This window comes from Serratia microhaemolytica, from assembly GCF_004011885.1.
Taxonomy (GTDB): domain Bacteria; phylum Pseudomonadota; class Gammaproteobacteria; order Enterobacterales; family Enterobacteriaceae; genus Serratia_G; species Serratia_G microhaemolytica.
In genome coordinates this window covers 1-11,915 of record NZ_SBEF01000053.1, presented here as the reverse complement: position 1 = coordinate 11,915, position 11,915 = coordinate 1, and the positions used below count along the sequence as shown (strand labels likewise).

The 11,915-nt window shown below is 39.7% G+C and carries 9 protein-coding genes and 1 pseudogene; 9 read left to right on the top strand and 1 reads right to left on the bottom strand.

The window, feature by feature from the left end; all coding sequences use genetic code 11:
- The 9 genes and pseudogenes from EOJ37_RS13125 to EOJ37_RS13085 all read left to right on the top strand — a co-directional run.
- Positions 1-122: pseudogene (locus EOJ37_RS13125) on the top strand (IS5/IS1182 family transposase); the annotation flags it as partial.
- A gap of 156 nt (positions 123-278) precedes the next feature.
- Complete coding sequence (locus tag EOJ37_RS13120) at positions 279-1,112, top strand: glycosyltransferase (RefSeq protein ID WP_127960353.1); 834 nt, start codon at positions 279-281, stop codon at positions 1,110-1,112.
- A 7-nt stretch (positions 1,113-1,119) separates the two neighbouring features.
- Positions 1,120-1,938: an ABC transporter permease gene (locus tag EOJ37_RS13115; protein WP_127960352.1), complete on the top strand. Its 819-nt coding sequence runs from the start codon at positions 1,120-1,122 to the stop codon at positions 1,936-1,938.
- A complete protein-coding gene (locus EOJ37_RS13110; protein WP_127960351.1) occupies positions 1,928-3,298 on the top strand; it encodes an ABC transporter ATP-binding protein in 1,371 nt (456 codons plus the stop codon). Before EOJ37_RS13115 ends, EOJ37_RS13110 begins: the two co-directional genes overlap by 11 nt.
- Positions 3,298-3,888 (top strand): class I SAM-dependent methyltransferase, encoded by a 591-nt coding sequence (locus EOJ37_RS13105; protein WP_127960350.1) that lies wholly within the window; start codon positions 3,298-3,300, stop codon positions 3,886-3,888. The genes EOJ37_RS13110 and EOJ37_RS13105 overlap by 1 nt, the downstream gene beginning before the upstream one ends.
- A 168-nt stretch (positions 3,889-4,056) precedes the next feature.
- Positions 4,057-6,582, top strand: coding sequence for a class I SAM-dependent methyltransferase (locus tag EOJ37_RS13100; RefSeq protein ID WP_127960349.1), 2,526 nt, complete (start codon positions 4,057-4,059; stop codon positions 6,580-6,582).
- Between the two features lie 8 nt (positions 6,583-6,590).
- Positions 6,591-7,859: a hypothetical protein gene (locus EOJ37_RS13095; protein ID WP_127960348.1), complete on the top strand. Its 1,269-nt coding sequence runs from the start codon at positions 6,591-6,593 to the stop codon at positions 7,857-7,859.
- A 238-nt stretch (positions 7,860-8,097) separates the two neighbouring features.
- Complete coding sequence (locus tag EOJ37_RS13090) at positions 8,098-9,321, top strand: glycosyltransferase (protein WP_206194063.1); 1,224 nt, start codon at positions 8,098-8,100, stop codon at positions 9,319-9,321.
- A complete protein-coding gene (locus tag EOJ37_RS13085) occupies positions 9,321-11,357 on the top strand; it encodes a hydrolase (RefSeq protein WP_127960347.1) in 2,037 nt (678 codons plus the stop codon). Before EOJ37_RS13090 ends, EOJ37_RS13085 begins: the two co-directional genes overlap by 1 nt.
- A 187-nt stretch (positions 11,358-11,544) precedes the next feature.
- On the opposite strand, the gene EOJ37_RS13080 is transcribed toward EOJ37_RS13085, so the two are convergent.
- Positions 11,545-11,915, bottom strand: a 371-nt coding sequence (locus tag EOJ37_RS13080; RefSeq protein WP_155522503.1) for an IS66 family transposase, incomplete at its 5' end; no start/stop codon positions are given.

The window sequence follows — 11,915 nt, the reverse complement described above, 5'->3', positions numbered from 1 at the left end:
ATAGCTGGCTTAATCGATATCGTCGTTTATTGGTTCGCTGGGAGAAAAAGGCTGAAAATTACGAGGCCATGTTGCATTTTGCCTGCGGACTTATTGTGTGGAATAAACTCCTATTGAGATAGGCTCTTATTGTGTGGAATAAACTCCTATTGAGATAGGATCTTAATCAACAATCTAGCAAACAAATTCGAAACTTTATTTTTTATGATTTTAGTTCGAGTCTGTTATTGCTGGTTTTGAAGGATTATGTCATGCCAATTTAGTTGTAGTGGTGAAAAATGAATTCAGTAAAGGAAAAATATCGAATTGTTGTTTCGGTTGTATTATATGAGCATGACTATCTTGATCTGCAAGATACACTTGCATCTTTGCTTGGTGAAAATTGCATAGATAAAGTTATTTTGGTCGACAATGGTGGATCTGAATGGATTCATTCAATTAACAATGCTAAAGTGGTTTGCCTGTCAAATGGGAAAAACAATGGGTTTGGGCGTGGTCATAACTTTGCCATAGAGAGCTATTTAGAGTGTAGTGATTTTTTTTTAATCTGCAATCCAGATATAAAATTTGATCAAGGGACTGTTGAAAAGCTATACCAATTCGCTAAGAATGAAGAACATCAATTTGTAGTACCAAAGGTGTATTACAATGATGAGCGATTTCAATATAGTTGTCGTCTTTTACCAACCCCAGCTAATTTGTTTTTACGTCGTTTTTTCCCTAAATGGGCATCTAAGCTTAATATTAGCTATGAAATGCAACATGCTGATTATACAAAGTCTTTTTCAGTGCCTTCTGCATCTGGTTGTTTTATGTTGATTAGTTCTATCTTGTTACAAGAACTTAAGGGGTTTGATGAGCGATACTTTATGTATCTAGAGGATGTGGACTTGTGTAGAAGAGCATCTTTGTTATCTGATATTAGATTTTTCCCTGATGCAATAATTACGCATGGTTTTCAAAAAGGATCCTATAGAAGTATGAAGTTGTTTCTTTATCATGTGAGATCTGCTGTGATTTATTTTAATAAGTGGGGGTGGTTTTTTGATCGGCAGCGTAGAGTTATTAATAAAAGATGTATTAGAATAATTGAAAGCAGAAAAGAGGTGTAGTTGGGTAATGCGCAATTTCTCGGTCTCTCCTAAAAAAATATTAGCCAGTCTTTGGTGTAATCGTGATCTCATTATTGCTTCAGTGAAGCGTGAAGTATTGGGTCGTTACCGTGGCTCTGTAATGGGAATAATGTGGTCGTTTATAAACCCCATGTTTATGCTTGCAGTTTATACGGTTGTTTTTAGTGTGGTGTTTAAGGCTAGGTGGGGTGGGGGTAATGATTCTAAGACTGAATTTGCCATGGTTCTTTTTGCGGGCTTGATAATTTTTAATCTATTTTCTGAATGTATCAATAGGGCGCCAAGCTTAGTGCTTTCAAACGTTAACTATGTTAAAAAAATATTATTTCCTCTTGAGGTTTTACCTGTTATTACGTTATTTTCGGCGGTGTTTCATTTTTTAATTAGTCTTTCTGTATGGTTTTTAGCTTATGCTTTTTTCTTTGGTCTACCTCATGCAACTGTTTTTCTACTGCCTCTAATTATAATGCCATTCTTAATTTTCATTACGGGGGTAACTTGGATTTTGGCATCTTTGGGCGTATATTTGCGTGATATATCACAAGTCATCGGAGTTGTAACTTCTGTACTTATGTTTCTAAGTCCTATCTTTTATCCAATCAGTGCATTACCAGAGGCTTATCGTCAATTTCTTTATTTTAATCCGTTGACTCCTGTGATAGAAATGGTGCGCGATGTGCTCTACTGGGGGAGAATCCCAAGTTTTTCTTTGCTTGGCGTTTATTGGATAGTCGGACTTTCAGTTGCATGGTTTGGTTTTTTTTGTTTTCAAAAGATGAGAAAGGGGTTTGCAGATGTCCTCTAAATTTGCCATCAAGATTGAGGGTGTCAGCAAGTGTTATCAAATTTATGACCGCCCCTATGACCGATTAAAACAGTTTTTACTTCCACCTATGCAACGGAGATTCGGTCTTGCACCTAATCAATATTACCGTGAATTCTGGGCACTCAATGGTGTTACGTTTGATGTCAAGAAAGGTGAGGCGGTAGGTATTATCGGGCGCAATGGAAGTGGTAAAAGTACATTATTGCAGATTATTACTGGGACATTGACGCCGACTTCTGGAACAGTTACCACTTGTGGGCGTATTGCTGCATTATTAGAATTAGGTTCAGGATTTAATCCTGAATTTACCGGCAGGGAAAATGTTTATCTAAATGGTGCATTACTTGGTTTCTCTACTGAACAGATAAACGAGAAATTCGATTCGATTGCTGCCTTTGCGGATATTGGTGAACACCTTGATCAGCCTGTGAAAACTTATTCCAGTGGTATGTTAGTTCGACTGGCATTTGCTGTACAGGTGCAGGTTGAACCGGATATTCTAATTGTAGATGAAGCTCTTGCAGTTGGTGATGCACTGTTCCAAAAACGTTGTTTTCAGCGCATAGAAAAGTTGACGTCTAACGGTACCACTCTACTTTTTGTTTCCCATGATCAGGAAAGTGTTCGTACATTGACTAGTCGAGCTTTATTATTGAATAAAGGAAATGTTCTTGAATGGGGAGTATCTTCTGAAGTTGTGTTAAAATATCGTAAATTCCTTCACAATGAAGAAGCTGCATATATTTTAAACCTTGCAAAGAATACAGCTGAGCAGGTTCGAGTAAATGATGGAACTTCACAGAAAATAGATTCGCTGAATCAGCAAGTTGATGACGAGAATTCTTTTGGTGATTTTGAGGCTTATATTAAGCAGGTTGAAATTTTCGTAAATGGGGAATCTTCAATTGGTGTCGTTCATCCTGGCGATGAGGTAAAGATCAGTATTGTATATCATTTTGTAAAGGCATTGACCCATTTGTCTTTTGGTATCCGTTTAAGGAATAAAGAAGGGGTTAAAGTATATTCAGGAAGTACTTTGGCTGAAGACATAGTGAGAGTACAAAGTGATTCAACCAAACATGGAGTGTGGCATCGAACTTTTTCAGCAGGGGAAGATCTTGTGGTTGACATGTGTTTTGAATGTCGGCTTGGAGAGGGTTTTTATGAAATACAAGCATTTGTATGTGAAGAGGCAATGTTAATGCCTGGATATCAACGAATGCTTCATTGGAAAGATGAGGCTGCTTTTTTCAGTGTTACTATGGATAAGTTTACTTGTTGGTATGGAGGTGTCTGTGACATATGTGTTAATTACTCATTTTCAGATGAGGAAAGCTAATGAATTTTGAAGATCTTGCATTCCTATTCACCAATGATAACCGTAATCGTGGTGTCATTCGTATGAACTTTGACGAAGCTGCTTGCCTGTGGAGGGCAGTAAAGTCAACAGAAGGTAACATTCTAGAGATAGGAAGGCGCCATGGTGGTAGTACTGTCCTACTGCTCGCAGCTTCAGAGCCAGACCGTAAAGTCATCAGTGTGGATCTTGAACCAGCACACCATGCATCCGCCGATTCTTTCTTCGTTCGACCTGAGATAGCTTCTAGGTTGGAGCTAGTGATCGGTGATTCTCGAATTCCTAGAGGAGAAACACTAGGGCTTTTGTTTGTTGATGGTGATCATTCTTATGAAGGTGTTGTAGCGGATATTGTTGCACACTGGGCGCAGCTTGTACCGTGTGGATTGGTTGTTTTCCATGACGCCGTACCAAATGATGGTCTTGCTCACATAAACGAAATTAATCACTGTCCTGGTGTCACAGAAGCATGTCGTCGTATGCAAAAAGCAGGCATAGCGATATCAATCGCATCAGCCGGATCTGTGCTTGTCATGAAAAAACTAGCAGAACTTTCGAATGATATTTTTTAATTTGTATTTTTGCTGATTATGCTACGGAGTGGGCTATATATGTTGACTCTGTACGATAAGGAGGAAATTATATTTTGGCAAGCATCACAGTTAGTCCATAGGTGGTTTATTTTTTAGGTGCTGATGAGAAAAATGTGTATTTTCGATTGATTTAATAACGGGAAAACCATGTTGAAGAGCTGTGCAACTATAAATGTTGTGGGCGATTATCAGATACAATCTGGTGTTTGTTGCGTATTACACAATCGTATTAGTGGAGTGAGCGGCAGTATGGATCGGATTGCTGAGCAAATTATGATAGCCCTTGGTGTTGGTCGTGTTTTGGATGTTGGTTCTGGTGAAGGGCATTTAGTCACTTCGCTACTGAGAAAGGGACTTGATGCATGTGGCGTTGACGCATTAAGTGATGTGGTCGTCCGTTGTAATAAGCGTTTACTTAATCGATTCTTCCAGGGGGAAGTACTTCAGCTGCCTTTCGGTGATGGTTCTTTTCAAACAGTAGTTTCCCTAGGTTGCCTAGAGCAATTAGCACCGAATGATATCCCTATGGCTCTTAAGGAAATTTATCGTGTTACTAATCGTTATGTATTCCTTCAAGTCGCTACAGCTTCACAGCAAGGTGCGGATTGCCATTTAACTATCGAGGGACGAGCTTGGTGGGAAACTAAGTGCTTTGAAGCCGGCTTTCGTAAACATCCAGTATACTATAAAGTTAATCCCTATGAGTCTTTGAATGAAGATGGTTGGCAAATTATCATTGTTCTGGAGAAAATACCTGAGGATGCGCTTCAAAACTACCCTCTCTCTACACTTGCAATAGAGCGAGATTTGCATATGGATATGCTGCGTGAAGCTGGTGAACGTTCAGATGCGCATCTTGCCCGATATCTTTGGGCCGAAAAATTTGTCCGTCAAGGTGACCGAGTATTGGATGCCGCGTGTGGTTTAGGCTACGGCAGTTATACATTGGCTGAACTTAGTAAGGCTAAAATAATCACTGGAGTAGATGGTAGCGATTATGCTATTAATTATGCACATCAGAATTTTACTCCTCTCAGCTCCAAGTTGGAGTTTTTCTCAGGTTATCTCCCAGAATGTCTTGAGCGCTACCCTGATGGATATTTTGATTTGATCGTTTCGTTTGAAACGCTGGAACATGTCGAACATCCTCAAGAGTTGTTAACAGAGTTTCATCGCCTTCTTTCTCCAGGTGGGCGTATTGTTGTCAGTGTTCCGAATGATTGGAGTGATGAGACAGGTGAAGATCCGAACCCATTCCATCTTCATGTCTATACTCTTGATAAGTTACGCGCGCAAATTAAACAACACTTCATACCTGAAGCATTGGTTCAACAAATTGCTAGTGGCTGTAAAACTACATCTGCTTGGGATTCTTGGCAGCGTATGTCAAGGGTCTTGAGACGCGTTCCAATCAATATTGACCATCCACCACCCAGTGAATGGTGGCTGATGGTAGCAATGAAAGATCCTGTAGAACATTCACTGCCTTATAGAGAAAGCATTTATGGATATTCCACACCTCCTGATAATTTGTTGCAGTTTGAGCGAGATTACAAAAATCCATGGTTAGTACGTTCGTTACTTGAGTTCCATTTTCGAGCTTCCGACAATAGCGTGTTATGCCAAATCGCTCATCGAGTCATCGAAAAGGAAGGTGATGCAGTTTCGACTGATAAAGGCGCTGCACTTGCGGTTCTTGGCTATCAGATGTTGACAAACGATTTGATATCCTATGCTGAAGTTCAGAGATTTATTGAACAGTTAGAACCCTATTTCTCTGCTCCACGACAATCTGCTCATTTGCAGCGTTTTTATGTTTCATTGGCTTATTTGAAAGCCAAATTACTTGTGAAGATAGGTAAATTTGATACTGCATTGTCAACGTTTAAATTGGTAGCAAATGCAGATCTTTCAGTTTTTAGTCCAACATTAGGTAGTAAGGTAATTGATGCAGCTTTTGAGGCGGGTCTGTTAGCTATGGGTCAAGGAGATATTGATGCAGCGCGAGCTAACTGGACGCTGGGTGTTGAAAGAGCCTATACTTTGTTGTCATCTGATATAAAGGAGTTTATTGGTAATATCGATTATCCACATGAATTTCCAACGATAGTAGCAGTGGAGTTTTTAGATTCAGCAGTCCGTTGTATCAAAGCTCTCCGGATTACGGCTGAGAACAGTTATATCCCACATACCCGTTTGTATGAGCTTACGAGGGAAAATTGGAAAGGAATGTTGGATGAACGAACGAAGGCACTGCACGCTACAGAGGCAATGGTACGAGAACGTGATAGAGTTATCGCTGAGCAAGGAAAGATGCTTGAGGAGCGTTGGGCAATAATGCAATCGATGGAAAGCATGGTGCGAGAGCGCGATATAGCTCTCGATTCTCAAGCAAAAATTCTTGAGGAGCGTTGGGCAATAATGCAATCGATGGAAAGCATGGTGCGAGAGCGCGATATAGCTCTCGGTTCTCAAGCAAAAATTCTTGAAGAACGCTGGTCAATAATGCAGTCCATGGAAGATATCATAACCGAGCGAGATGAGATTATTGCGGCAGAAGGAGGTCGATTAGCGCAAAGAAAAGTGTCGATAAGACAAGCCTTAATCATGTTGTTTGCAGCAGTTAAACTTTCATTATGGTGTCGTATTACTCGTATTTTTGGTCGAAGCTAAATACTATTATGAAATATGAACCTTATTCTACGGTTGTTGAGCATGGTCATGACTTTTTCCCTGAGTTGGCTACTTCTCTTTTTTATTTTATAGAGAAGTTACACCGAATTTTACTTGAACAGGGTATTGAGCGAGTCTATTTTTTATCACGCGAAGGTCAACCATTGATGCGGATGTTCGACATGTATTGTGAACATACTGCTAAGCATGTTGTTTCCCATTATCTTGAGGTGTCACGCCGCTCCACTCTATTGCCTTCTCTTGCCCCTCTTGCTGAAGAGAACTTTGAAACTCTGTTTCGTCAATATAGGTGCATTTCTTTATTTGAGTTTTTATCTAGTCTCGGATTGGAACAGTATACTAAAGATATAGTAAAAACACTTGAGCTGACGGATGGACGAGAAATACAGCGTGAGAAAGATTTCCCGACAAGTACAATTTTCATGAAGCTCAGAAACTCTCTGGAGTTTGGAGAGTTGTATGAGCATGAACGAACTATCCGGCGTAAGGCATTTATCGATTATCTTGCAGTACTCTCAGGAGGAGAACTGCCAAGTAGGCTGGCCATTGTTGATGTGGGTTGGAAAGGTACTATCCAAGATAATTTATTTGCCTTGCTATGCAATAAAAATGACACGCCAGTTAATGTTGTGACTGGCTATTATATTGGATTGGTAGCGGAGGGCGCTGCTAATTCTCGTAACAATAAATATGGTCTGTTATTTTCTTCGGTAGGTACACCTTCACCTAAGTTTCGTGTATTTAACGAAAATCGTGCTCTTTTTGAAGTTCTACTTGCAGCAGATCATGGTTCAATTATTAGCTATCAAAGTACGGAAAATGGTTGTGCGTATCCCGTTAGAGGCGAATTTGAAGAAAGTGATATGTTAAGAGCAGAAGTGTTCCCTGTACAGCACAGCCTTTTCAAGCGATTTGAGAAGCTTTTAGCTACATCACCTCACTATTTTGAAAATAAATCATTTTTTTTTAATAAGTTAGTTAAGGGTCATTCACGAATGGTTTTCAATCCAACCCCACAAGAGAGGCGATGGTTTTCATCTGTGTTCCATGTGGAAAATTATGGGGTGTTTGAGCATTCGCATTTTGCTGTTTTGCAATCCCCACAGGGAGTTGTACAGAGATTGCTTTTCTTAAAGAAGCTTTTGCTGCGCAAAGATATTGGTGATCTCGGTTTTTGGCCATGGAATACGATTTATGAGCGAGGGGGAAGAGTGGCTGCTTTTATTTATGCAAGCATCCGACGTTTACAACGATAAGAGCATTCATAAAGAGTGTAATGTATAGGATGCAAATTTTAATTTAACTAGATGATTGAGGTTTTTAGTCGTTTTCAAATTGGCAAAAACTAATATTTGCTTTTCTCTTTTTATAATCATAAGTAAAAATAATAAATTAATATCAAGGTGTGCAACTAATCTATTATGGGGATTTACAGGGCTTTATAGTTAGAGAATCTTTCCCATAATTGAGTTTGTGTGCTAAAGGATGATAAGAATGAAGAAGTTGTGTTTTCTTGTTGGTTCGATGGCGATAAGTGGTGGAACCTATGTAATTGTTCAACATGCGGCCTATCTGCTTGATCAAGGATATGATGTTACACTTGCCGTACAAGAGCCTTTTAATGCTGATACATTAGCTTGGCATGATCGAATCATGCAACTACATTGTGTTCCTATAGAGGATGCTAAGCGTGAAGAGTTTGATCTTGTGATTGCTACTTGGTGGAAGACAGCATTAGAGTTACATCATTTCAACGCACCACGTTATGCTTATTTTGTTCAATCTATCGAATCTTATTTTTATCCAGAAAATGAAACACCATTACGGTCATTAGTGGATGCGACTTATGAACTTCCGTGCTCCTATATTACTGAAGCAAAATGGATTCAGGAGTATTTGGAAACAAACTACGCTCATAGAGTTGCTTTGGTACGTAATGGCATTCGTAAAGACATTTATCAAGCGGAAGGAACAGCAGTAGCTTTGCGTGATTCTCAGCACCAGCCCCGTGTGCTAGTTGAAGGTCATTTTGGTGTGCCATTTAAAAATACAGCATTGGCCATACGTCTTGCTCGTGAAGCTGGTGCTAAAGATATTTGGGTATTAACGGGCTCGCCAGTTAAATGGATACCAGGAGTATCACGTGTATTCTCACGCGTACCGATGAGTGTTACCTCTGAGATTTATCGCTCATGTGATATTTTGGTTAAATTGAGTACTGTCGAAGGTATGTTTGGTCCACCATTGGAGATATTTCATTGTGGTGGGACCGCTATTGTTTTTGACGTATCAGGGCACGATGAATATATTACCGATGGACATAATGCTTGTGTTGTAAAACGAGGAGATCTAGATGGTGTTGTTACAACATTACGCCGCCTACTTAATAACCGAGTTGAGCTTACTAAATTACAGGCAAATGCGTTGCAAACAGCGGAAAGCTGGGCTTCGTGGAGTGAGTCATCATCTGCTTTTCGAGATTGGGTAGAGGTGGTACTGAGTGGGCCTGTTGTTAATCGGACGGCGCTAGCTCAATTGGTAGATAGAGCTTTTCTTGAGTACCAACAACGTGAGCAACAGCGTCTGAGCAATCGTTCCCGGATGTCTCGATATCATCTTAGTAGGTTAGTAGTGCATTTTTCTCCATTACTATTGCGTTTTCTTAAACAGTTTGAAGCTGTGGGCGAGGTGTTATTTGGTTCACGGAAGGCTCGCTGATGTATAAAATTAGAACAGTTGATGTTTGGGATACTTTATTACGCCGGGACTGTCATCCAGAGTGTATTAAGCTAGCAACTGCAAGGCATCTTTTTCTTGGTTGGTTTAAACAATTAAAACCTGAATATCGTGATGTATGGTCACTTTATAAAGTGCGTATTGAGTCAGAGCAAGTACTTGCGATGAACTCTAGAGCAGTTGATAAAGATGATGAGTATGAAATAAATGAGGTTTTATCACACTGGCTTACTGTCGTTTTCTTTGAAGAAGTAGGTGCGGAATTAGCATCATACTTAGCGGAGTTTGAGTTTAGTGTCGAGATTGCCAGATCATTTGTTGACCCTGAGATTTCGTTTTTTTTGCACACCTATCAAGCTGAAAACACGTTTTTCTTGTCTGATTTCTATATGAATGCAGAAATGTTACAACGGTTGCTTTCAGCTAAAGGGCTTGATGCGTTGGTCAAGGGTGGTTTTTCCTCATGTGATGTAGGGCTTAACAAGCGGTCTGGAAGAATTTTTTCATATGTCCATAGGTCATATTCTGTTACGCCGGAGCAGCATTTACACATTGGGGATAATGAATGGTCCGATGTGTCATGCCCACAATCACTTGGTATAAATGCAGTTCATTACCAACCTATTTTGGCACATAGTGATCGACTGGCTCGCGAGCATTTGTTTTTGTCTAGGGATATATTATTTGAGCATTTAACAACTGAGTGCTCTGCTCTAGCCAAAGAGGCGAGTGTTGGGTTACTTGAGAGACAGGCTGCTGCATTATCGTTAGGGGTTGATGCAGCACCATTGTTTATTGGCTTTGTTATTTGGATTGCCGAGCAAGCTGTTTTAGAAAATTTGGACAGGTTGTATTTTTTTACACGTGAAGGTGAGTTCTTTTATCAGATTTTTTCAATCCTTTTCCCAGAAAACAAGTTTTGTGGTCATGTCCTGCCGCCTTCAAGTGTACTTGCGGTAAGTCGTTTGAGTACTTTCTTACCATCAATGCAGGAAATCTCCATTGAAGAAATGACTCGCTTGTGGTCTTTGTTTAAAGTACAAAGCGTTTCTGGTTTATTTTTGACATTACGTGTTGATATAAAAGATTTTGATTGGTTGCTTGATGAGCTTTGCCTGAAACCTACTGATGCCATTATAGATCCAGAGAATAGTCAGGCGCTGCGTAATTTATTTGAATCTAAAATATTTAAAGAAGCGGTAAAAAGCTCATTAAATAATCAATCTGCTTTGTTGCGGAGTTATTTGATTCAGAACGGATTTGAATTGGCTCAACGTGTTGGGGCTGTCGATATTGGTTGGCGCGGAACCATTCAAGATAATATCGCAAAAATTATGAATGATAATCAATTGCATGGGATGTATTTGGGATTGCGTAAGTTGATTAACAGGCAACCAGAAAATGTTTCCAAGGTGGCTTTTGGAATTAATGAGAATAACTCAGAAGGTTATCAATTTTTCTTCGAAAATTTTGCAGTTTTGGAAATGTTATGTGGTTCTCCTCACGGTAGCGTAAGTGGTTACGAGTTAAAAGATGGAATAGTGATCCCTATAAGGGAGTTGGATAAAGAAGAAAACTTAGCTTACGATGATTTCATTGAGTTTTTTCAGAGGGGGGTATTGCTTGCTGCTAAACAGTGGAAGTCATATCTTGAACGTTATGTTGTGTCTAGTAGCGAATTGAATGGAATAGCACTATGTATATGGAATACTTTACGTCGTACACCGGATAAACATTTAGTTGATGTTTTTCTGGCAACACCACAGAACGATGTCTTTGGATATGGTGAGATTTTTAGAAGAAATCAGTATCCCTCCTTGAAAACAATATTGTTAGCTACTTTTTTGCCATCAAAAAGACAGCAATTGGTAGAGTTTATTCGCCGAGTTCAGTGGACTCAGGCTATTAAAAATGCTAAAGGAATAAGTGTATTTCATCGAGTTATTTTACTTTTGCTTTTTCGAGCTGCACATTTGGTGAAATTTTTACGATTGAGAATGAAATTTAGGAAAAAATGAGACTAGGCTGTGTCTTGTGATTGTTTTTGTACAATTCGCGAATTCAGATAATAAGATCCTATCTCAATAGGAATTGCTGTATAATACATCATGAACATTTCTGAGGGTGAATTATGGCAAATAGCAAGTAAACATCCGGCGATCTCACCTTGCGAGTTTATATTAAGTGGTTAAGGTGAGCGGCAGATTAGGTGGATGAGGAGAAGGTGTTACCGGGCAGGGGCAGCAGTTGGTCCAGTTGACTATTTTTCCATGTTGGTAGATGTGTCAACACAAAGTGCAACCAGGTAAATGGCTCTATGCCATTGAGTTTAGCGGTTTGCAGCAAACTCATTTTAGCCAACGGGTGGTGATTGACTTTATATTGTTCAAAGAACTTTCGCCTGACGTGCGTCAAGCAGCCGGCTTCCTTGATGCGGCCTGTCGCGAAAAGCGCTTTATAACCGGCATAGTCATCGACAACCAGGGTACCAGTAAAACCGGTCAAAAAAGTTTGTGCATAACCACCACTACGTCCGGGTTGGCAATCAAACATCACGATACGCTGTTCGGCAGTCG